Origin of the sequence: Flavobacterium sp. (genome assembly GCF_004211145.1) — a bacterium.
In the GTDB taxonomy this organism is placed as follows: domain Bacteria; phylum Bacteroidota; class Bacteroidia; order Flavobacteriales; family Flavobacteriaceae; genus Flavobacterium.
In genome coordinates this window covers 1-24,427 of the sequence record NZ_SEBS01000039.1, presented here as the reverse complement: position 1 = coordinate 24,427, position 24,427 = coordinate 1, and the positions used below count along the sequence as shown (strand labels likewise).

At 48.5% G+C, this 24,427-nt stretch carries 12 protein-coding genes and 1 other RNA gene; 10 read left to right on the top strand and 3 right to left on the bottom strand.

Annotated features, from left to right (window positions below; genetic code table 11):
- Positions 1-10: 10 nt before the first annotated feature.
- The 3 genes from EOO50_RS14820 to EOO50_RS14810 form a co-directional block, all read right to left on the bottom strand.
- Complete coding sequence (locus EOO50_RS14820) at positions 11-3,022, bottom strand: TonB-dependent receptor (protein WP_290841063.1); 3,012 nt, start codon at positions 3,020-3,022, stop codon at positions 11-13.
- Between the two features lie 242 nt (positions 3,023-3,264).
- Complete coding sequence (locus EOO50_RS14815) at positions 3,265-6,009, bottom strand: histidine kinase (RefSeq protein ID WP_290841062.1); 2,745 nt, start codon at positions 6,007-6,009, stop codon at positions 3,265-3,267.
- A 55-nt stretch (positions 6,010-6,064) separates the two neighbouring features.
- A complete protein-coding gene (locus tag EOO50_RS14810; RefSeq protein WP_290841061.1) occupies positions 6,065-7,267 on the bottom strand; it encodes an NAD(P)-dependent oxidoreductase in 1,203 nt (400 codons plus the stop codon).
- A gap of 199 nt (positions 7,268-7,466) precedes the next feature.
- Between EOO50_RS14810 and EOO50_RS14805 the strand changes: the two genes are divergently transcribed.
- From EOO50_RS14805 to EOO50_RS14765, 10 genes are all read left to right on the top strand, one after another.
- Entirely contained in the window at positions 7,467-8,675 is a 1,209-nt protein-coding gene (locus EOO50_RS14805; protein WP_290841060.1) for a serine hydrolase domain-containing protein, read from the top strand.
- Between the two features lie 412 nt (positions 8,676-9,087).
- On the top strand, positions 9,088-9,552 hold the full coding sequence (locus EOO50_RS14800; RefSeq protein ID WP_290841059.1) for a hypothetical protein: 465 nt from the start codon (positions 9,088-9,090) through the stop codon (positions 9,550-9,552).
- A 110-nt stretch (positions 9,553-9,662) separates the two neighbouring features.
- Positions 9,663-10,133 carry a hypothetical protein gene (locus EOO50_RS14795; protein ID WP_290841058.1) on the top strand — a complete coding sequence of 157 codons (471 nt, stop codon included), beginning with the start codon at positions 9,663-9,665 and terminating at the stop codon, positions 10,131-10,133.
- A gap of 292 nt (positions 10,134-10,425) precedes the next feature.
- Positions 10,426-10,823: a transfer-messenger RNA gene (gene ssrA / locus EOO50_RS14790) on the top strand.
- Between the two features lie 104 nt (positions 10,824-10,927).
- A complete protein-coding gene (locus EOO50_RS17725) occupies positions 10,928-11,251 on the top strand; it encodes a DUF6660 family protein (protein ID WP_363331765.1) in 324 nt (107 codons plus the stop codon).
- An 84-nt stretch (positions 11,252-11,335) separates the two neighbouring features.
- On the top strand, positions 11,336-15,646 hold the full coding sequence (locus tag EOO50_RS14785; RefSeq protein WP_290841057.1) for a CusA/CzcA family heavy metal efflux RND transporter: 4,311 nt from the start codon (positions 11,336-11,338) through the stop codon (positions 15,644-15,646).
- Positions 15,647-15,649: 3 nt separating this feature from the next.
- Positions 15,650-16,849, top strand: coding sequence for an efflux RND transporter periplasmic adaptor subunit (locus EOO50_RS14780; RefSeq protein WP_290841056.1), 1,200 nt, complete (start codon positions 15,650-15,652; stop codon positions 16,847-16,849).
- A 109-nt stretch (positions 16,850-16,958) separates the two neighbouring features.
- Positions 16,959-17,387 (top strand): hypothetical protein, encoded by a 429-nt coding sequence (locus EOO50_RS14775; protein ID WP_290841055.1) that lies wholly within the window; start codon positions 16,959-16,961, stop codon positions 17,385-17,387.
- A 174-nt stretch (positions 17,388-17,561) separates the two neighbouring features.
- Positions 17,562-20,897 carry a hypothetical protein gene (locus EOO50_RS14770; RefSeq protein WP_290841054.1) on the top strand — a complete coding sequence of 1,112 codons (3,336 nt, stop codon included), beginning with the start codon at positions 17,562-17,564 and terminating at the stop codon, positions 20,895-20,897.
- A gap of 153 nt (positions 20,898-21,050) precedes the next feature.
- A partial coding sequence (locus tag EOO50_RS14765) for a YDG domain-containing protein (RefSeq protein WP_290841053.1) occupies positions 21,051-24,427 on the top strand: 3,377 nt, incomplete at its 3' end.

Below are 24,427 nucleotides of genomic sequence, written 5' to 3'. Positions count from 1 at the left end.
TCATTTTTTTTTAGAATGTAGCATTAAGTCCGATAGAATAAACAGCTGGAACCGGATAACCGCCGGTATCTACTCCAAAACGCGTAGGTGAACCTCCGAATTCAGGCGTGAAACCTGAATTTTTACTCCAAGTTACGGCATTCTGTACGTTTACGTACAAACGAAGGCTTTGGAAGTACGCTTTGCTGATCCAGTCGGGTTTGAAATCGTAACCCAATTGGATATTTCGTAGACGCGCGTAACTTCCGTCTTCGATCATATATGTAGAAAAGTTGTTGTTGGAGTTGTATCCAGACGCATCGTTCAGACGTGGTTCCCAGTTCGATGTTCCGGCCCCATTCCATGCGTTCAAACGCGCGGTTCTGTAGTTAAATTGTGCGAATGTTGATCCGTTGCCCCAATCGCGTTGGATTTCATTTCCATAAACACCCTGAAGATCCACTCCCAAGGAAAGCCCTTTCCATGCGATGTTCAATGATGCACCGTAAGTGAAGTCAGGCGTTGGGTTTCCAATTGCGCCACGGTCATCCTGATTTACCACACCGTCTCCGTTTCTATCCTTGTACTTTAAATCCCCGACGTCATAGCTTCCCAATGAACTTGGCGGAGACGCAAGGATATCGGCGTACGATTGATAGACGCCTTCCACTTGATATCCGTAAAAAGATCCGATCGGCAAACCGGCCGTTGTGATCGACTGTCCGTCGAAGATTTGGAAACCGTCAGTGAATACTGAACTTACCTCGTTGTCGATCGTCGTGATGTTTCCGGATAGAGAGTATGTGAAATCTCCTACTTTATCTTTCCAACTAGCTGAAAATTCCCATCCTTTATTGATGATTTCCCCAGCATTGACAAAGAAACTTTCAGATCCCAAAGTCACGAAACTCAAAAGGTCTTTCGTGGTCTTGTGATAATAATTCGCTTCGAACGAAAATCTGTTTCTGAAGCTCGCCAATTCGAGGCCGACTTCATACGACTGTACTTTTTCCCAACGCAAATTAGGATTCTCGCTGAATGCGTCGACGAATGACGGCACCGCAAGTTGACCTGGACCAGGCTCGGTACCCAATACCGCTTCAGCACCCGGAACGAATCCAGGATAGGTAGGATATCTGATCGGCGTAAACGCATTCGCCAACTCGCCTATCGAACCTTTGATCTTCAAGAAATCAAATGCTTTTTGGTTGCTCATGAATTTTTCCTTCGAGATTTCCCATGCGCCTCCCACAGACCACATCGTTTGCCACTCGCGCAATTCTGAAGAACCGTCCCGGCGGATCGAACCATTCAAAAGGTATTTTCCGTCGTAGTTATAAAGCATACGGGCAAGATAAGAAACTGTTCCGCTTACGTATTCGTCTGAATCAGAAACACGTGACAATGGATCGCCGTATGGAGAAACGTCGATGTACCAAAAGCGTGGATCGTTCGGAATCGCGACCGCACCGGCGTTCGTATATTGGTTTACACGTCCGTTCATCGAGCTGTACGTCAATTCGTTTCTTGTGTAACCGAACAACGTTTTGAATTCGTGCTTTCCGAAAGTCTTGTCGTACGTCAACAACAATTCTTGCTGTAATTGCTGGAAATCACTCTTGTATTGCGTAACCGATGTAATTTGGTTACCTCCATATGGAGTCGCCTCATCGCTTTCAGCCGAATACACGTTGAAAACTGGCGTATAACCGCGTCCTTTTGAAAAATTGAAATCGGCAAGATAGGTTCCGCGAAGTTTCAATCCGTCGAGGATCGTGATCTCGGCGAATGCATTCCCTACGAAACGCGTCGTGCGGTTAAGTTGCGTATCTCTTTTTTCTTCGAGATCAGCTACGGGGTTTCCGATCTGAGCACCGCCCAGTTCGCTCGGCAACTGATTGTACAGGCCTTGCTCGGCGTTGAATGGCGCCACCAATGGAGTCGCGTTCAATGCTGAAATAAAATTGTGCAATTGCGGTAAACGCGCATCGTAACCGTTCAATCCGGCACCGACTTTAATTCGGTTGCTTACTTTGAGTTCGTCATTTACGTTGAACGTAAACTTCTTGAGTTTCTCGTATTTGATCAGACCTTCTTCCTCAGTATAACCCGCACCGAAATAAATTCTGTTCTTATCGTTGGCATTAGAGATAGACAAGTTGTAGATCGTAATCATAGGTGATGATTCCTTGATCTCATCGACCCAATTCGTATTGGCGTTGTACAGATTGTAATAAGGATATGGATCTGCGCCCTGATTGATACGTTGCTGGTCGTAAAGCGCGCGGAATTGCGGGCCGTTCGTCACGTCAGGCGTATCGGTTATGGTCTTGACGCCTGTAGATGTAGCGAAATTGACGATCGTTTTTCCCATTACTCCTTTTTTAGTCGTAACGATGATTACACCGTTCGCTCCCCTGACCCCAAAAATCGCCAACGACGAAGGATCTTTTAGGACTTCCATCGATTCGATATCGTTAGGGTTTACGTAATCCATGTTGTCGTTGAAGATTCCGTCGATCACGAACAAAGGTTGCGTCTTGTAACGGCTGATCGTACCGCGAATCCTAATGTCAGGCTGTTGACCTGGTGCGCCACTGTTCACTACGGTAAGTCCCGCAACTTTTCCTTGCAGCGATGCTACGGGATTTGTGTTCGGCTTGTCGGCGACTTCCTTACCGCTTACTTTGACGATCGATCCCGTCAAATCGCGTTTGCTGGCCGTTCCGTAACCGATGCTTACCACAACTTCCTGCAGTTCAGTGCTCGAAACCTGCATTTTCACGTTCATTTCAGCCGCAGCCGGAACCGATTGATCCAAGTAGCCGACGAACGAGAAGTTCAGCTTGTCGCCAGCGTTTGCAGCGATGGAGAAATTACCGTCAATATCGGTAATCGTGTTTGCGCCCGAAGCAATATTCGCGATACTTACTCCAGGTAAGGGCAGGCCGGCCTCATCCAGCACCTTCCCCTTAATCGTTTGCGCCATCGCAAATGCCGGAAGCATAAGCAACGCGAAACAACAAAAGATAAAATTTCTCATGTAATTAATTTGTTAAAAAGTTAGCAACGGCAAGTTAAAAAATTCAAACGTTATAGTTGTTAACGATGCGCTACTACGCCACTACATCATTTAACAACTATAAATTTACAAATAATTGATTTACAGAATGTTTAACAAGATATTATGATAAGGTAAAGCAATATGAATGATGTAGTGTTGATGTATTCGAAAAACGCAATAAAATGTGTTTCAAAATACGATATGAACAATTTCGATGTGGATTAAATCCCAAGCATGTATTTGGAAATGTTCACGTCGGCGGTAATGCCAAGTTTTTTACGCAAACGATAGCGGTGCAATTCGACGCCGCGAAAAGAGATATTCATCAGTGGCGCTATCTCTTTTGAAGACAGATTCATGCGTAGGTAAATGCATAAACGTATGTCTTTTGAGGTAAGTTGTGGAAACCGACGCGACAAGCTCTTGATAAATTCGTTGTGGATTTGGCTCAGGTTAGACTCGAATGATTCCCACTCGTGCTTATTCAAGGAATTGAACTTGATGACTTTTTTGATCTCGCTTTTTAATTTTCCGATGTTGACTTCGCTGTCAAGTATTTTCTCAATATTCTCAATCATCTCGCTCTGCTTGGCGATCGATAGTGACTTACCGGCGACTTCCGACGATTTCGTCTGTACCTCAAGCTCGAGAATGTGCTTTTCGTACTCCTGCATGTTGAGTTCGTTCTGCCTCGACAATTCGATTTCTATGATCTCGCGCTGATGCTTGAGTTCCTCTTCTTTCAATTCCAGTTTTTGATTGGTGCGGAAGCGGTTCCATCGGTAATAAAAGAAGAAGATTGCCGCGATGACCGCGATGTAGATCAACACCATCCAAATTGAAAAATACCACGGGACGTTCACGTAAAATTTGTAATCGGTGACTTTGACGTACCGCTTCCCATCGAACGAGTAAATGCTTACATTCTGCGTGCCGCCGCTCAAGTTATTCAGGATCAGGTGGCCGCGGTTTACCCTGAGATAGTCGCCCGATTCGTTGAGCCGATAATACAGATTAGGCCGATTAAAGCCGAAATATTGCGAAATCACGTGCAACTCCACGGGTTGATTGTATTTGATCGAGGTGTCGTCGGTAATCAAATCGCCGTTGTAAAAACCTTCAACTGAAATGCGCTGTTTTGCCGCGTTCCCTTTGGGTTTGTACGAGATGAAGCCGTCGTCGAGGTTCAAATAGATCACATCGCCTGACTTGTACGCTTTCGTATTTTCAAAGATGACTTTGCCCTGGTAATATTTCTCGGGAATCAACTCCCACTTGAATTGGTTGCCCGACTGCGTGATCACGTACAACAGCTCGTCGTTCTGGACTATGAAACTCTCGTCGTCCACGGGAATGATGTCTGAAATATTCTTGAATGCCGCATTGAAAACCGGATCCTTGACAAGCTTGCCTGAAATCGAATTATACGTATACCAGGTTTTGTTGATCAGGAAAAGCAGCTCATTCCTGTACTTTAGGATTTTCACGCCGTAATCGTTCTCGATCCCATTAAGACGAGAGATATTCTCGATTTTCCTGACGTTGAAATCCGCGTCGAACGTGATTCTGTAAAAGCTTCGGTAATAATCGGCTGCCCATAATTCCAGCGGTTTGTTTTGGGCGATGTTGCGGACCGGCTTCGTAAATCCGGGCAAAATCTGATATTTAGAAAGATCGTTTATGTCCTTGTAGCGCGCGATTCCCGAATAATTCGATTGATAGTAAACGCCATCGACGTCGCTTTTCAGGAATTTCCAACCTCCGTTCACGGTATTGATTTTACGCAATTCGGTTCCGTCGAAAACATAGGTTCCGTCGTTGTGGCCGATCACGAACCTGTCGTCGTGTTTGTAGATGTCCCAAACCTGGCCTTGCGAATTCGGGATCGGCTGCAACTGATTGTCGCGATACGTGAAAATCCCGTGGTTGGTCACGAAAATGAATCCGTTACCCATCGTATACAGCGCGTAGACCGAACCCACGATTCCCGAATTGTCTGAAAATACTTCCACCGGCGAATTGATCTCAACATGCGCGATACCGTTATCGAGACCCAGCCACAGATCGTTTTCCTTATCTACGGCGAGCGACAGGATCGCGTTGTTCTTTATCGCGTTTTCACGATTGATGTTCCGATACGTATTGTTCTTCAAGTTAAGGAGATACAATCCCTGCAAGCCCGTTCCGATCGCGAGCACATCGCTGCCGACGAATTTCGCCGATATAACGATATCGTTCTTCAATCTATTGTTTACCGGATTATTCCACGCGATCAATTCACCCGATTCTTCAACGAAAATTCCTTTGTTTTTCGTAAAGACATAAATCTTTCCCTTGAACGATTCAATGTTGTGGATTACATCGCCTTCAATGGCAAGCCAGCGTTCTTTCTTGATGAATTTGGTGTCGCGCATCACGTAAATGCCGTGGCGCACCGTGGCTACGTAGACTTCATTCCCCGCGACGTAACAATACGAAATCTGATACGGAAACTTGACCTTTTCTACGTCATTCGTCTTCTTGTCGAGGATGAAAACCTCGTTGAAGGTTTGGAAATACAGCTTGTTTCCGAAGCTGAAAATTTTCCAGATCTCTTCGTTGTCCGACTCGCTGAAATATTTTTTGTCGACGGCGAGCGATGTGTAGACCATCTTGCCTGCCACGCGCTTCCAGTACCCAAAATCATTGTATGAACCCGTGTAAACCTTGTCGCCGTCCACGAATACGGACCGAATGATCGTATTGTTCGACAGCGCATACCGTTCCCAATTCACGCCGTCGTAACGCAAGAAATAATGATTGTTCGCAAAATACATGGCATTGTCGTCGCCCTGGGCAATGCTCCAAACCTGATTGTCGCCGTTGTATTGTGACTTGGTGAAGTTCTCCACGAACGGCAACAATTCCTGCGCACGCGCTCCGAAAGCGATGAAAAGTAGGAACAGGAATTTAAGACGAGTTTTCAACTGCCGCAGGTTTTGTCCAAATATAAGAATTTACGACTTGAAGAAACCGATTCGGTCAATTGCCGCCGGCGTAGTCCTGTAAATACGAGAAACGCTCGGTCAAGTGGCCGTTTTCGGTAATTTTGGCGCGCTCAAGCAAACCGTCCTTGTCGCCGTTGAAAAACGCAGGAATCACGTGCTCGAGGAACATTTCCCCGAAACCTTCGCTCGCGTCTTTGGGCAATTCGCACGGCAAATTGTCGACCGCCATGACGACGATCGCGCCCGGATGGAAGAAATCGACTTCCTTATTTTCAACGGGATAATATCCGTACAGCGGCTCGGCTATCGTCGAGGAACGCAACGTGGATTCTATCGGGCCTGCGACATCGCACGAGATATCGGCGACTACCTTGATCTTGTTGTCAGGTTTCGACAGCATTTCGCGCGACAGGATAACAGGTGCGCCGTTTCCGTAAAAATGCCCCGCCAGAAAGATTTCGGACACTTTCGTGAACCGCTCGAAATTGGATACATATTCCTCAGGATGAGCGTAAAAATCTTCTTTGCCCAAATCTTTTCCGTCGATGCGGATGTTATAATCCAGTACGTCGATATGCGTGTAAACAGCGTCGGAATATTTCTTATTGAGGAAATCATCGACCGAAACTTCCTTTATTTTCACGGCATCCAAGATGTGCTTCGCGCCGCTTCCTACTTTTCCGAAACCCGTAAGCACGATTTTCACGGGCGGCAACGTGATGCGTTTTAGACGTTGCACCATTTCGTCCATGCCGCGAAGTGTTTCGGCTTTGGGCAAGTCGAAAAGCTCGAATTTCAGGCCGAACGCGCGGATTCCGTTGTAAGCGCCTACGATTCCCGCATAACGCCCGAAGCCGATAAGTCTTGTATGATCAGGCTTAACGATGGTTTCGTGATCGTACAAATCGATTTTCTTGTCGAGGATCGCCCGGAGTAATTTTTGGTTGTGCGGCTGTTTCTTGATCGTGTGCGAGAAGAAGAAGTATTTTTTGTTCGGGATGAGTTCGTCGACGGGAACTTCCTTGACGCCGATCAGGACATCGCAATCGGAGACATCGTCCGTAACTTCAAAACCCTTGTCGGTATATTCCTGATCCCCGAAGATGCGGATCGGCGAAGATTCGACTTTTATCTGGGCTTCAGGCCATTGTTCTTGCAGTTTTTCAAGCGCTTCGGGGCTAAAAACCACGCGGCGGTCGGGCGGGTTCTTGCGTTCCCTTATGATTCCGAATTTCATGTTCGTTGTAATTTCGGTGCCAAAAGTACGGTTTACGAAATCGTTGTCAAAACTTTTTTTATCCACAATAAAACTTGGATTTTTTTGTTGAATTACAACGTATTGCGGCGTGTTTGTTACAAAGTTTAAAAAATCATTAACAACTACCGTCTTTTCGAAACAACCCGTTTGGTTATATTTGCTTTATATGTTTTTGAGAATGAATTCCAGGATTGCCTGCTCCCTATATAGTCTTTTGTTTGTTGCTTTGCTGCTCGGCGGATGTAAAAAAGAAACGCCCGTCGAAGGTAAGACGACCGTGCAAAAAAACAACGACACGCTGCCACACATGGACGCCTACAAGATCACGGGGCCGAAACTTACGCCCGAGTACAAAGGGAAAAAGCGCGAAGCCATCGAGAGATTCGTGGACAAGAACTGGAAAAGCGATAAGGAAAATTTAAGTTTCATCGTGGTCAAGAACGGCCAGATCGTGTACGAAAAGTATCAGGGAATCGCCGACAAGAACCGCGACATCGCTATGACGGCCTCCACGCCTTTACACATCGCGTCGGTCACGAAAGTGCTCACCGCGACCGCGATCCTGGTATTGATCGACGCAGGACGCATCGAGCTCGACCAAAAGGTCAACACTATCCTACCCGACTTTCCGTACCCCGCGATCACCGTTCGCATGTTACTGAACCATCGCAGCGGCCTTACGAATTACGCGTATTACGCTGACCGAAAGGAAATCTGGAACAAGAAGGACATCTTGACCAACCGTGATATTTTGGACCTGTTCATCAAGTTCAACACTCCTTTGGATCGCCCGGCCGACAAGAGTTTCGCGTATTGCAACACGAATTATGCGATGCTCGCGCTGATCATCGAAAAGGAAACCGGCTTGAAATATCCCGCGGCGATGAAGCGCATGATTTTCGATCCGCTTGGCATGAAAGATACATTCGTGATGGATTACGAAAAGGATCGCAAGAAAGTCATTCCTTCGTACAAAGGAAACGGCGTCGAGATCGGCATGGATTTCCTCGATGCGGTTTACGGCGACAAAAACATTTATTCGACACCGCGCGATTTGATGAAGTTCGACATGGCGCGCTATTCTCCTGATTTTTTAAATCCGAAACTCATCGAGCAGGCGTACGTCGGATACAGCTATGAGCACAAAGGCGAGAAGAACTACGGCCTCGGGATTCGCATGATCGAATGGGTTACGGGCCAGCATTTTTACTTTCACAACGGTTGGTGGCACGGCAATACGTCGGCGTACGTGAATTTGAAGAAGGAAAAAGTGATGTTCGTGGCGCTTTCGAATAAGTTTTCGCGCAAACCGTATATGGTTAGGAAGTTGGCGCCATTGTTTGGGGATTACCCGTTTAAGAAGGATAAGGATGATGTTTTGGAATAGACACGCTATGCTTTAGACACGCTTCGCTTTAGACACGCTTCGCTTTAGACACGCTGCGCTTTAGACACGAGTTGCTTTAGACGCGCTTCGCTTTAGACACGCTTCGCTATCGACACGCGTCGCTTTAGACATGCTGCGCTGTGGAATTTGGAAACGCTGCGCTGGGAAAGCTTTTCGCTTGGTATATTCGACTGGAAAACTCAGTTTGTGAATATAGTGTGGAGGTTTGTCTTCAAAAATTTCTTTCACACTTCTTGTGAGTGTTTTTCAAATTAGAATTTTCCCTCACATTTTTCGTGAGTGTTTTTAAAACCTAAATCTTTTCTCACGCTTTTTTTCCGCATCGATTTGATACTGAAATAATAGACAGGTTGACTTTTGCGTTATATTTGAGAACCTAAAAAACTTCACCATGAAAAACATTGTACTTGCTTTTGTTTTTGTAATCGGATTTGCGAATGCGCAGACTTCGGCGAAACGCGATCCCCAGTTTCAGGTCGATTTTGAGATGGAACTCGAAAAACCCTTAAGTTCGATCATGATTTCCACTTTCAAATCGCCTGCGGAACAGGATAAAAAATTGGTTTTCCGCACTTCGACTCCGGCTTGCAACGGCCTTAAAGGATTAAGGCTACGACTCGTGAATGGTGAGATCCTGACATTCTCAGACGCCGTGATCGAATGCGGCGCTTTCAATCCCGCGATTGCAAATATGGTAGCACGAATTCCGTTGACTGCGAAACTTGAAGAGATTCTTGAAGGAAAGGAAATCCTGGAATTCACTATCGGAAATGTAAAGACGCCCGTGAAATTCAAAGAGCAGAACGAAAATTTCGTGTTGTTGCAGAAATTGGTCAGGGACGAGCGCGGATTTTGAGGGAGCGCAAAGTGCAAAGTGCAGAGGAAATTCGTTTTAAGAACGAATGGCTACAGCGAACAGCGGGAATTGCTCCTGAAAATTCACTTTTGTTTTAATAGTATCCGTACATGAAAAAACTACTTTTTGTGCTCCTTATCTCGGCAAGTTGTTTCGGCCAGACGCCGTTCTGGAAACTCAACGGTTTGAATTTGGAGGAGATTTACCTCAATATAAAAGCCCAGGGTTCGATAGGCGTTTCATTTTACCGAACGCCCGATGAAAACCAAAACAATTTCGTGCTGCGCGTGGCTTCAAAACCGTGTGAGCGCACAAAAGGCGTCGTGCTTTTGTTCACCGACGGAAGTGTACTGCGCTTTCCCGAGATTGAAGTTTTTTGCATGCAAGGATCTGAAAATCTCGAACTCACGGCCGCAATTCCCATGACCGACGCGCTGCGCGAGAAAATGGCATCGGGTGAATTGACGTCGTTTACTTTAGGGAAGACCGAAGTGCCGGTCAAATATTCCGACAAATTCGACAAGCTTTCGGATTTGGCGCAACTGTACAAACTCCATCTCGAGAACGAATCGAAACGTTGAAGGATCTTTTGGTTTTGAGGAAGTGCAGAGTGCAAGGTGCAAAGTGCAGCGAAGATTCGTCCAAATGGTATTGACCTAGCCCCGATGGAAGCGGCAGCCCTTGCGATTGGAATTTGAGATTTTGCCGCGTTTTAAGGGCGACCGCAGGAAGCCACTTACAATGCGGGCAAAAACCAAATTGCAACGCAAGGCTACAGCAAACAGCGGGAACAGCTCCCCAATAATTATTAATTATTAATTGTTAATTATCAATTGTCAATTGTCCATTCTCAATTACCTTTGCAAAACAATTGGGGTCGACTGGTTTTGACAGCAAGACCAATTGATCGGTAAGCACGTCGTGAAGGCAGCAATTCACGTTAATCCCAAGCTGCAACACTTTTACACGGCGAGAATAACTACGCTTTGGCTGCTTAATCTGAATAAAGTAAGATTAATCCACGTTCCTACCAGGTAGGAAGGCTGAATTCTCCTGGAAAGCCCTGGTTTGTGGCGTTCCGTCAAGGAGAACCGTAAAAATAAACCTAGATTGTTCTTTGCTCCGCGGGACTTTCGAAATTTAAGGAGATAAGTGTTTCGTGGCTGTTTCCTGGCCAAGCGTGACATCGAAAATCCAATCGGGAAATAAGCGTGTAGAAAGCCCATTAGTTGCTTGTTTGGACCCGGGTTCGATTCCCGGCGATTCCACTGGACGGGAGAAACTTAGATTTTGAAAAGTTTCTCCCGTTTTTTATTGCATTACACTTCTTTGCCGGCAAATCCACAGATTGAAATAAATTACTATTTTTACCGAAGTGAAAACAGCAAGCATCATATTGTCGTTTATTCTCCTGATCCTTTCAGGTATGCCTTGCGCAGATTCGAACGTCACGAAAAATGATGCCCATGCTGTGCGGATTCTCACCGATCACGAGAATCACGACCAATCCCACGCTGACCAATGCTCTCCCTTTTGCGTATGCAATTGCTGCGGCGCCCAAATTTTGACTTTTGAAAACATCCAAACATTTCAGGCCGCGATCATCTTAGAAATTGCGATCAGGCAGGAAATCCATTACACTTCGCCTTTCGCCTCTTCCTTCTCAGGTAGCATCTGGCAACCGCCACAGATAGCATAATGACGCCCGTGTAATTACGGGTAAACAAGTCGCGACCTTACGCGAACAGGAATCTTTTCGATTTTACTCATTCATTATGTAGTCATGCTAGACCGAATTATACAATTCAGTATAAAGAATAAACTTGTTATACTGTTGCTGACCCTGATCCTGGTCGGTTGGGGAAGCTATTCATTGAAAACATTGCCGCTCGATGCGCTGCCCGACGTCACGAACAACCAAGTCCAGGTAATCACGACCGCTCCAACATTGGCGAGCCAGGAAGTCGAACAACTCATCACCTATCCCGTCGAACAATCGCTGAAGACAATTCCGAACGTCATTGAACTGCGCAGTATTTCGCGTTTCGGATTATCGGTAGTCACGGTCGTTTTTAAAGAGGAAACCGATATCTATTGGGCGCGTCAACAAGTATTTCAGCGACTCAAGGACGCCGAGGAAAACATCCCCGAATACGCCGGTTCTCCTGAACTTTCACCGATCACGACAGGTTTGGGAGAAATTTACCAATACGACGTCTACGCCCAAAAAGGATACGAGACAAAATACGATGCGACACAACTGCGCACCATCCAGGATTGGATCATCATCCCGCAATTACAGGGAATCGAAGGCGTGGCCGAAATTTCAACCTGGGGCGGCTACCTCAAGCAATACGAAATCTCGGTCAACCCGAACCGACTCAACAGTTCGGGCGTCACGATCTCTGAAATATTCGACGCGCTTGAAAAGAACAACCAGAATACGGGAGGCGCGTACATCGAAAAAGACCAATACGCCTATTTCATCCGAGGCGTGGGAATGGCGGCGGGAATCAGCGATCTTGGCAACATCGTGGTCAAGAACAGGAATGGTTCGCCCGTTCTGATACGCGACGTAGCGCAAGTGAGCGAGGGAACTTCGATTCGATACGGTGCGACTACCAAAGACGGCAAGGGCGAAATCGTGGGCGGACTCGTGCTTATGCTCAAAGGCGCGAATTCAAGCGAGGTCGTGGAGCGCGTCAAGGATCGCATGGTACAGATCAACAAGACATTGCCCAAAGGCGTCACGGCCGAAGCGTTCATCGATCGCGGAAAGCTCATCGACCATGCCGTGGGAACCGTTACGAAAAATCTCATTGAAGGTGCGCTGATCGTAATCCTCGTGCTGATTCTGTTCCTGGGCAATTTGCGCGCGGGCTTAATCGTCGCATCGGTGATTCCGTTGGCGATGCTGTTTGCGGTAATCCTGATGAACGCATTCGGCATAAGCGGTAATCTCATGAGCCTGGGCGCGATCGACTTTGGAATCATCGTGGACGGAGCCGTTATTATCGTCGAAGCTACGATGCATCATCTGCTCAAACTTAGGCGCACAGGCCGGTTGACACAATCGGAAATGGATTCCGAAGTGTTCGAATCGGCGTCGAAAATCCGGAATAGCGCGGCTTTTGGGGAAATCATAATCCTCATCGTTTATGTTCCGATCTTAGCTTTGGTCGGCACCGAGGGAAAAATGTTCAAACCGATGGCGCTCACGGTCGGTTTCGCTGTAATCGGCGCATTCCTGCTTTCACTCACCTACGTCCCGATGATGAGCGCTCTGTTCCTCTCCAAGAAAACCGAGCACAAAACAAATTTCAGCGACCGCATGATGGCGCGTTTTGAACGCCTCTATTCGCCTTTGCTCCAAAAAGCATTGGCGCTCAAGAAAACCGTGCTCGCCGTTTCGCTTGCCCTGTTCGTGGTCGCGGCGTTGCTTTTTGACCGAATGGGAGGCGAATTCATCCCGACGATCGAAGAAGGCGACCTCGCCATAAACGCGACGATCATGACGGGAAGTTCCTTGTCGCAGATGGTGAAAACCACTACAGCGTACGAGAAAATGCTCAAGGCTAAATTCCCTGAAATAAAAACCATCGTGACCAAGATCGGAAGCGGCGAAATCCCAACCGACCCGATGCCTATCGAAAGCGGCGACCTCATCATCGTACTCAAGGAGAAAAGCGAATGGACGAGTGCCGACAATTGGGAAGAACTTGCCGAGCTGATCAAACGGGAAATGGAAAAGATTCCGGGCGCGTCGATAGAGATTTCCCAACCCATCCAAATGCGTTTCAATGAGCTCATGACGGGAAGCCGAAGCGACATCGCGATAAAGATTTTCGGGGACGACCTCGAAGTGCTCGACGGCAAGGCCAAAGAAATGATCCTCAAAATCGGGAAAATCGACGGCATAGGCGACTTGAAGGCCGACAAAGTAACGGGCTTGCCTCAGATCACGATCAAGTACGACTACAACAAAATTGCGCTCTACGGATTGAATATCGCCGACATCAACGAAATAATCCGCTCGTCGTTCGCGGGTGAAATCGCGGGCAAAATCTATGAGGACAACAAACGTTTCGACGTCGTCGTGCGAATGGAAAAGGAAAACCGCACCGATCTTTCGGACGTCAGCAACCTGTTCATCCCGTTGCCCAACGGCCAACAGGTTCCACTCTCGCAAGTCGCGACGATCGAATATGAACAAGGTCCCGTTCAGGTCGTTCGTGAGAACGGCAAACGAAGGATCACTGTCGGTCTCAATGTACGAGGACGCGACGTGAAAAGCGTCGTGGAGGAAATCCAGCAAAAACTCGAATCGGGCTACGAGCTTCCCGCAGGTTACTACATCACGTACGGCGGGCAATTCGAAAACCTCATCGAAGCCAACAAACGTTTGTCGGTCGCGTTGCCTATCGCGCTCGGGCTTATCCTGATATTGTTGTATTTCACATTCCGCAGTTTCAGGCAGGCCGCGCTTATTTTCACGGCGATTCCATTGTCGGCCATTGGCGGTGTTTTCGCGCTTTCGTTGCGCGGGATGCCGTTCAGTATCTCGGCGGGAATCGGATTCATCGCGTTGTTCGGTATTGCGGTTCTGAACGGGATCGTACTAATCTCGTATTTCAACCAATTAAAGGCTGAAGGCATGGATGATGCGCTGGAACGCGTCATCACGGGAACGAAAGTGCGTTTGCGCCCGGTGCTCATGACTGCCGCGGTCGCATCGCTGGGTTTCCTGCCGATGGCACTTTCCACAAGCGGAGGCGCCGAAGTCCAGAAACCGTTGGCCACCGTGGTGATCGGCGGATTGTTGTCGGCAACATTACTGACCTTGATCGTATTGCCGATCTTATATCTATTATCTGAAAACGGAATGAAAATGAAAACGAAATTTTCAAAAAAGGCTTTGACCGCTTTGCTGCTGGTCGCGACGGGCGCGTCATTTGCTCAAACCAGGCAGGTTTCCTTGCCCGAAGCCATTTCTATCGCCAGGCAAAACAACAGTGAATTGAAGGTCGCGACCAAGGAAATCGAGAAACAGACGGTACTTAAAAAAACGGCTTTCCAATCAGAGCCGCTGCAGGTCCAATATCAGGGCGGACAGTTCAACAGCGCCGATTACGACCACAATATCTCAATTCAGCAATATTTTCCTGTCGGAACCATTGGACCGAACCGTCGGCTTCAACAGGAACTGGTGAAGCTCGCCGAAAAGCGCAAGGCAATATCGGAATACGAGATCGAGAAGGCCGTTTCCCTCGCCTATTACCAATATTTGTACGGCGTCTCGGTTAAAAAACTCAATGCCGAACTGGCCGTCATCTACACGAAGTTTCTCAAAAATGCCGAACTGCGGTTCGAGACGGGCGAAAGCGGAAAAATCGAAGTCATCAGCGCCAAAGCCAAGATGAAGGAAATCGAGACGCGCGAGGCCCAACTCGTCTATGACCTCGACATCTACGCAAAGCAGTTGCAGTATTTCCTTCAGACCGACGAAAATATCGTTCCGATCGAAACGCAATCGCCCGAATATCAAATGACTGACGCAATCGACAATACAAAACCCGATGGATTGCTTTACGGTTTATATCAACAGCAAATCTCGGTATATCAAAATGAAGCCAAGGCATTTCAGGCGATGCGATTGCCAAAAGTCGGAATGGGCTATTTCGCCCAAAGCATTGATACGCAGTTCTATTATCAGGGAATCTTCGCGGGCGTGCAATTGCCGTTGTTCGGTGGAGCCAACAAAGCGCGTGCAAAGGCGTCGACCATCGGTGCCGAACAAACGCAGTTTGAGCTCGAAAGAAGCAAGATCGCAATGAGGTTAAAGCGCGAGGAATTGCAAAACGAATTCGAAAAACAGAAAAAAGGACTCGAATACTACAAGAATGAAGGCACGCAATACGCCGAACAAATCATCGCGACGGCACAAAAAAGCTATGCCAACGGCGACATGGGTTATTGGGTTTACATCGGATTTTTGAACCAGGCGATCGACATCAAAAAACAATACGCCGAAACCCTGAACCTGTACAACCAGAGTGCGATCAATCTCCAATTCCCATCAGTTTCCAACGAATAAGACATGAAACGACATATGAAAACCATCCAGAAAATAAAACTCGCAATCGTTACGACCTCGCTGTTGTTCGCATTTGCGTCTTGCAATGACAAAAAAACAGAAGCCGAAGAAAGTCATGATGAAACCCCGGAAAATGAGGTCACGCTTACGGAAGACCAATTCAAGACCATCGGCATAGAAACGGGAATCGTGGAAAACCGCAACCTCAACGCGGTGATCAAGGCGAACGGCTACACGACAGTTCCGCCCCAAAACGCCGCGAACGTGTCGGCGCTCATGAGTGGTGTCGTGAAAGATATTTTCGTACTTGAAGGCACGTTCATCAACAAGGGAAAAGTGCTCGCGACCATACAAAATCTTGAAGTTGTCGAAATCCGCGAGGAATATAATTCGGCCATGGCGAACATCGAATACCTGCAATTGGAGTTCAACCGACAAAAAACCCTGAGCGACGAGAACGTGAATCCCCGCAAAACCTTTCAGGAAGTCAAGTCGAAATTGGCTGTCGAGAAATCGCGCGCCCAGTCGGCCAAATCGAAACTACAGGCGTTGAACGTGAGCGTTGGCGGCAATAGCTCGGTGTTTCCGTTGGTTTCTCCGATCAGCGGTTATGTAGGCAAGATAAACATCTCGAAAGGTGCGTTCGCTGAAACGGGAATTCCGCTTATCGAAATCGTCGACAACAGCCAAATGCATCTGGACTTGAACGTGTACGAGAAAGATTTGGGCAGCATCTCGATCGGACAGGAAGTCGATTTCGTCTTGACCAACCAATCGAATAAAGCGATCAAAGGCAAGATTTTCGGCATCAACAAATCGTTTTCGAACGAGAGCAAGACGGTTGCGGTACATGCGAAAATCAATGAGGAAAACGCTAAAGGCTTGATTTCAGGCATGTATGTGTCGGCCAACATCAACATTAAAAATTCGACGCTGCCGGCGCTCCCGAAAGATGCCGTGGTTCGTAACGCCGAAAAATATTTCGTTTTTGTGCTTGACGAAAACCACGTCGACGAAAAACAACATGCAACGACGCATAAAGAGGTGCATTTCATGGCTGTCGAGGTCGTCCCGGGAACTACTGATCTGGGTTACACGGCTATCAAATTCCTCGAGAATATCCCAGCCGATGCGAGAATCGTGACGAAAGGCGCGTTTTATCTGTTGTCGGCGATGAAAGGCGGAGGCGAACACGAACATTGATGAATTTTTATTTGGAAACGGCTTTTTTGAAGTCGGTCGGACAAGTAAAACTTAACATTGGCGCGTTTTATTTAGCCGTACTTTTACGAAAACCAAAATCAATAGCCATATGGCAGTAAGAAGAAAACCGGCCACGACATCAGCGGCGCAAAAGGACGAAGAAACGAATCAGGCGTCAACTCCTGAAGTTCAACCTGCGGTCGCGGAAACGTCGGCCGAAGAGCATACTGAAATGATTCCTGAAACCGAAACAATTGAGCAAAAAACTCCGTCTACTGACAACGTTACTCTAATTGCACAAGTCGAAGCAAAGCCGAAGAAAAAGAAAAAAACGAAGAAAATGGATAAGGACAAAGAGAAGAAGGCGAAAGCGAAGGCGGCCGAAAAGGAAAAAGCCAAAAAGGAAAAGGAAAAGGAAAAGGAAAAAGCCCGCGAAAAAGAAAAGGCCAAGAAGAAGAAAGAAAAGGCAAAGGAAAAGGCAAAAAAAGAGAAGGCTAAAAAGAAAGAAAAAGCGAAAAGCAAGAAGAAGAAAAAATAATGTAAGAAACCGATGATACGACTCATCGGTTTTTTTATGCTCGGATATCGACAAATTACACAAAAGCGTCGCCTAAGTGCATGTTTACAATTCGTTAACGATAGTATAATTTCAACTGTTTGGGTAGGAGTTGACAGCTTGTATACATTTACCTCGCAAACAAACTGAGGCATAATGGGACAATCTTTACGATCAACGTATTTTTCGATACTTCTGTCAATTTTTTTATTACTGTTAGGCGTAACTTCCAGCGCGCAAATTGCGTCGTGGACTTACGAACCTCAACTGGGAAGCATCACGAATCCTACGCCCAACATCGGAACGGGAACCTCGGCCATCATAAATAATGGAGGCGGCACGATAACACCGTTGATCCAAACAGGAATGACGGGCACGGGTTGCGGGGCGCAGGTTTCAGGACAATCGGCCTGGGCATTCAACCCGTTTAATCCGGGAAGTGTGAACGAAAGCAACGGAGCACAGTTTTCAGCTTCGACCGCAGGCTATCAAAACATCTACTTCACTTGGGACCAACGTTGGTCTAACACGGCTCCGAATACGGTCCGACTTCAATATACGCTCAACGGATCGACGTGGATAAACTTCGCGATGAACGGCGTCAATACAGGCAATTGCGACGGCTCGTTCAACGGCGGACGTTTCCAAACCAATACGCAGGGCGACCGTTTCCGTAGGCTTACCGTAAACCTGTCATCGATCACCGGAGCGAATAACAATCCGAATTTCGGAGTGCGGATCGTGGCGGCGTTCTACAATGGAACCACCGAATTCAGAAGCGTCGAGGATCCCGCGGTAGCCGCAAGTACGGTCGGAACCTGGAGATTTGATAACGTCGCATTCACGGGAACGTTGCTTCCTGGTCCGACGGCATCGGTCATGAGCGGAACGACGGCAATCTGCACAGGCGGATCGGCCAGCATCAAGGCTGTGATCACGGGCGGAACCGGCCCATTTACGCTCGTATATTCGAACGGCAGCACGACTTTCACGATCAATAATTATGTAAGCAATACCAATATTCCGGTTTCTCCGACAACCAATACGACATATTCTATCGTGTCGGTTACGAACGCGAACAGCGTAGTGGGAACGGGAAATTCAGGTTCGGCTGTGATCACCGTAAATCCATTGCCGACCGTTTCGGCCACCAATATCGCGACCTGCTCAACCGGAGCCGTGACGATGACGGGCGGATCTCCCGCGGGCGGAATCTATAGCATCGGAAGCTCATATTCGGGTCCATCGACGACTTTTACATATTCGTACACGAACGGGAACGGTTGCACGAAAGTCGCCGGACCGTACACATTTACACGGAACACGGCTCCGGCAATCGGCGGCCAGCCCGGCACGGCTTTACAGACGACTTGTCAGGGAACGGCATTTTCGCCTGTTTCGGTGACGGCGACGGGAACGAACGCTACGTATCAATGGTACAGCAATGCGACAGCTTCCAATTCGGGCGGAACGCAACTCGCTTCGGCTTCTGAAATTGCAAATGGTTCGACAAGTTCTTCTTACACGCCATCGTCGGCTACCGTCGGGACTTTATATTATTATGTGATCGTGAGCGGCGCCTGTACGCCGGCGGTCAAGAGCTCGGTCTCAGGCGCGTTTACCGTTTTGCCCGCGACGGTTGCGGGAACGATTTCTGCCGACCAAATCATTTGTGGCGGATCGCTTGCCGCAGGCCTGAACCTCATCGGACAAACGGGAAACATCGTCAAATGGCAAAGAGCCGACGATTTCGCGTTTACCGTGAACGTGAGCGATATTGCCGTTACTGCTTCGACATTGACATCGGCCAACATCGGAACTATTTCCCAAACCACTTATTTCAGGGCAGTCGTGCAATATCCGGGCTGTTCGGTGGCGTTTTCGAACGTGGTGACGATCGCCTTGAATTCGACGACCTGGAACGGATCTAGCTGGAGCAACGGCGCGCCCGACGGTACAAAGACCATCGTCTTTGAAGGCGACTATATCTCAAACGGTGATTTGATCGGATGCGCGTCCATCGTGAATTCGGGCAACGTGAATTTCCAGCCCGACGATTCGCTCGTATTGCTCAACTCGTTGACGATCAACGCAGGTACACTGACGTTCGAGAACAATGCTTCGCTGGTACAGACGAATAACGTCGCGAACATCGGAAACATCCAGTACAAGCGCGACACGACGCCGATCCGCAAATTCGATTACACCTATTGGGCGTCGCCTGTGCAAAACCAGTTGCTCATCAATGTTTCTCCGTTGACGCGCCAGGATAAGTTCTATTGGTTCAACGCCACGACCTATGCCTGGGTGAATGCGAATCCGAATACGACCACGATGGATCCGGGCAAAGGCTATATTTTTAGAGGTCCCGATGATTATGACCAGTTCATGCCCGTCGTCTATCACGCGAATTTCAACGGCGTACCGAATAACGGCGAATTCACGGTTCCGATCATCGTGAACGGCGCGCACGATTTCAATCTCGTCGGAAATCCATATCCGAGCGCGATCGATGCCGACCTGTTGATGTCCGACAGCGAAAATGCGGCCGCACTTGGAACCGGAACCACGATCTACTTGTGGACGCACAACACGGCGGTCACGAACCTGCAATACATCTTCAGCGATTACGCGACGTACAATTACACCGGCGGAACGGGAACGGCTCCTTCAAACGGTGCGAACAACAGCGTTCCGAACGGCTACATCGCGGCCGGCCAATCGTTTTTCATAAAGGGAATCGCGACAGGTACGGCCAAACTCAAAAATTCGATGCGCGTCGTGGGCAACAACGACCAATTCTTCAGGAGCGCATCCACGCAGAAAGATCGCTTTTGGCTCGAGTTCAAAAACGCCGACGGCTTTTACAAGCAAGCGCTTCTGGGTTACATAGACGGGGCGACGAACGGTTTCGACAACGGTTATGACGGACAGCTTTTCGAGAGTTCGGTGTCGGCGAATTTCTATTCGATCCTCGAGGCGCAAAAACTTTCGATACAAGGTCGCGCTTTGCCGTTTTCCCCTTCCGATGTCGTTCCGATGGGATTCCGATCGAACGCGGCGGGAACATACGAGATCAATCTGATGCAAACCCAAGGCTTGTTCGATGACGAGGATATTTTCCTCGAAGACAAATTGCTGGGCGTTATCCACAACCTCAAAGATTCGTCGTATAGCTTTGAAACCGAGGCGGGAACTTTTGACGATCGGTTCGTGATCCACTATGAAAACGGATTGCTTGGGAATCCAAATTTCGGTGTTGGCGAAAATGACATCATCGTATATCGCGATTCGCAGAATGCCGTCGTACGATCGAATGGCGTGATCTTGACCGATGTTACGGTTTACGATTTGAACGGGAAGAAACTCGTCGGATTCAACAACATCGCGAGCGACCGTATCGCATTTCCGTTCGAAGCCAGGCAACAAATGTTTGTGGTGCAAGTCACGACCGATGCAGGAAAAATCGTCACCAAAAAAGTGATCCTATAAATTCCGCAACCAAAAAATATCGACAAAATGCCCAGAAAAACGCTGACCTGCCACATCGTTTTTTATTAACGAAGCGATAACATTCAGGTTCGGGCATTGTGTCTCCAACGATATAATTTAGCGACTCAAAACAAATAATTAAACAATCAATAAATGAAATCAACTTTACCCGATTCTGATTTGAATCAAACTTTTGGGAAGGCTGGCGTCGGGAGAAAAAATCTCGCGACACTGCCGGAAAGGCGCTTCATGGGCCTTTTCACATTGCTAGTTGCGCTTCTGGTTTTATCGACCGGTAACGCACAGATTTCGTATTCTTCGGCGGCGTCCGACTACACACAGAATTTCAACGATCTCCTGTCTCCGGTTCCGTCCAACGGCACGCTTATCGCTCCTTCAGTTTTACCGGGCGGTTGGCAGTTCGTCGAAGCTGGTGCAAATGCTAATGGCAGCGCCAACTTACGCGTCGACAATGGAACGTCAAGTACGGGCGACACGTTTTTTTACGGGGCGACGTCAAGTAATGAGCGAGCACTCGGTTCGTACGCATCGGGCAGCCTGACTTCTCAATACGGAGCCGTTTTTACGAATGACACCGGGGCGCCGCTCACACAATTCACGTTGACCTACACGGGCGAACAGTGGAGAGATGGTGGAAACGCAAGCGCTGTTTTCAACAAGTTGACGTTTGCCTATGCGATCAATTCATCATCGGTCACGTCAGGTACGTTCACGAATGTATCGAACCTTGACTTTACGGCACCTGTAAACAACACTACCGCTGATGCCGCGAAAGACGGAAACGCAGCGGGTTTCAGGACGACATTGACGTATACGGTAACGGGAATCAACTGGCCCGCAGGTCAAAATCTTGTGATACGCTGGACCGACATAAACGACGCGGGTAACGACGACGGCCTCGCCATAGACGACATAACGTTTTCAGCCACGGGAGCTTCAGTTCCGGCCATCGCGACGATCGGAACTTTGTCAGCAGTGAACACCACGTACGGTACGGCATCGCCTACTCCAACGTCATATACGGTTTCAGGTTCCAACCTCGGAACTACCGACATCACGATCACGGCTCCTGCGGGATTCGAGATTTCCAAAAATGGGGCAACTGGAACGTACGCAACGTCGCAAACATTGACGCCAGCAAGTGGATCGGTTGCGACTACGACCATCTATGTGCGTTTGGCCGCCACGACTCCTGCGGGAACGTATTCGGGAAATATCACGCACATATCGGGAACAGCAACGTCTGATAAGGCGACGGCTTCAAGTACGGTTGCCCAAAAAGGCTTGACGGTTTCAGGTGCGACTGCGCAAAACAAGACGTACGACAGGACTATCGCGGCGACCATCACAGGCGCGACTCCCGTCGGAACAGTCAACGGCGACGCGATCACGCTTACAGGCGGCGGAACTTTCGGGGACTTCTTGGTTGAAAACGGGAAGGCCGTGACTTCAAACCTCGTGGTTTCAGGTACGAACGCATCGAGCTACGCGCTTGCGCAACCGACGGGTTTGACGGCCGACATCACGCCGAAAGACCTCACGCTTTCTTCGGTTTCAGCAAGTGACAAGACATACGACGGATCGAACGAAGCCATTCTGACAGCGACCTTGAACGGCGTGATTTCTCCCGATGAAGTAGTTTTGAACGCCTCGGCATCATTTGCGAATTCGTTTGTGGCGAACAACATTCCGGTGACGTCGTTCTCGACAATCTTCGGCGCCGATGCAGCGAACTACAACCTGATCCAGCCATCAGGACTTACTGCCGACATCACGGCAAAAGCACTCACGATCCTAAACGCGACGGCCCAGAACAAAGTATACGACGGAAACACTACGGCCGTAATCACGGGAACTTTGGACGGCGTGATCGCGCCTGACGACGTCGTGCTGACATTGCAGGGAACGTTCGCGTCGCCTGAAGTCGGGCTTGGCATCGCGGTGACTTCGACGAGTTTCATCACGGGCGACATTTCGAACTATACATTGACGCAGCCGACCGGCCTGACGGCAAATATTTCAGCCGGCGAATTGCTCGATCAAACCATTACGTTCGCGGCTTTGGCCGACGTAACTTACGGAACTGCGGCTTTCAACCTTACGGCTTCGGCAAGTTCCAACCTGACTGTTTCTTATAGCAGTTCAAACGAAAACGTTGCGACGGTTTCAGGAAATGTCGTGACGGTTTTGAACGCAGGTTCGACAACCATAACGGCTACGCAAACGGGCGATCTGACGTACGATTCGGCTGAACCGGTCGCGCAGGCGTTGATGGTTCTTCCTAAAGAATTGACGATCACATCGGCTACCGCACAAAATAAAGAATACGATGGGAATGACGACGCGGTGATCACGGGAACGCTTTCAGGCGTCATCAATTCAGACGATGTCACGGTAACTCTTTCAGCGGATTTCGCGACTGCATTCGTCGGAACAGACATCGAAGTCACATCGACATCGACGCTTGGCGGAACTGAAGTTTCAAACTATACGCTTTCGCAACCAACGGGTTTGAACGCCGACATCACCGCAAAAACATTGACGGTTGAGAATGCGGTTGCGAGCGACAAACCGTACGACGGAAATCCTATCGCGACGATTATCGGCGGTGATTTGATCGGAATCGTAAACAATGACGACGTTTCGCTTTCTAACGCCGACGGGCTTTTCGCTACATCGGACGCAGCAATCAACATCGAAGTAACGACTGCTTTCACGTTGACCGGAAGCGCCGCTACGAACTACGCGCTTACACAGCCGACAGGTCTTTTTGCCGACATCACGCCTTTGCAGGTTACGGTTTTCGGAGTAACGGCTCAAAATAAAGTCTACGACGGAAACGCGAACGCTACGGTTTCAGGAACTCCTGAATTGGACGGCGTACTTGCGGGCGACACGGTAACGGTTTCGGGAACACCGACAGGACTTTTCGACAACAAAAACGTTGGGACGTCAAAACCTATCACTGTTTCAGGTTATACGCTTTCAGGCGCCCAGGCAGGAAACTACACGGCGATCCAACCGACCGATGTTTCGGCCGACATCACTCCTGCTTCATTGACAATCCTAAATGCTCAAGCCGTCGACAAATCATTCGACGGAACTACCGCGGCCACGATCACGGGAACGCTACAAGGCGTGATTTCACCCGATGTCGCGACGCTCGTGGGAACGGGAACATTCGCACAGTCGGCAATCGGGACTGACATCGCTGTCACTTCTACGTCGACCGTCGGTGGCGCTGCAGGACTGAATTATATCATCAACCCACAACCGACAGGATTGACCGCCGATATCGTGGCAGGACCAAGCATTTTGGCGATCGGCGACTTGTCTATCCTCGGGTTCCAATACAACGCGCCTGATACGTTCGCATTCGTGACTTGGGTTGACCTTGCTGAGAATACGATCATCAAATTTACCGATAACGCCTTCCTTTCATCAGGTTCTGCAAACGCGACGAACAACGCGCGCGGCGGTGAGAATTTCGTTATCTGGAGAAACAACGG

Coding starts and splice junctions, on each gene's coding strand:
- EOO50_RS14820 (WP_290841063.1), bottom strand. CDS start 3,022: ATGAGAAATTTTATCTTTTGTTGTTTCGCGTTGCTTATGCTTCCGGCA.
- EOO50_RS14810 (WP_290841061.1), bottom strand. CDS start 7,267: ATGAAATTCGGAATCATAAGGGAACGCAAGAACCCGCCCGACCGCCGC.
- EOO50_RS14805 (WP_290841060.1), top strand. CDS start 7,467: ATGAATTCCAGGATTGCCTGCTCCCTATATAGTCTTTTGTTTGTTGCT.
- EOO50_RS14800 (WP_290841059.1), top strand. CDS start 9,088: ATGAAAAACATTGTACTTGCTTTTGTTTTTGTAATCGGATTTGCGAAT.
- EOO50_RS14795 (WP_290841058.1), top strand. CDS start 9,663: ATGAAAAAACTACTTTTTGTGCTCCTTATCTCGGCAAGTTGTTTCGGC.
- EOO50_RS14785 (WP_290841057.1), top strand. CDS start 11,336: ATGCTAGACCGAATTATACAATTCAGTATAAAGAATAAACTTGTTATA.
- EOO50_RS14780 (WP_290841056.1), top strand. CDS start 15,650: ATGAAACGACATATGAAAACCATCCAGAAAATAAAACTCGCAATCGTT.
- EOO50_RS14775 (WP_290841055.1), top strand. CDS start 16,959: ATGGCAGTAAGAAGAAAACCGGCCACGACATCAGCGGCGCAAAAGGAC.
- EOO50_RS14770 (WP_290841054.1), top strand. CDS start 17,562: ATGGGACAATCTTTACGATCAACGTATTTTTCGATACTTCTGTCAATT.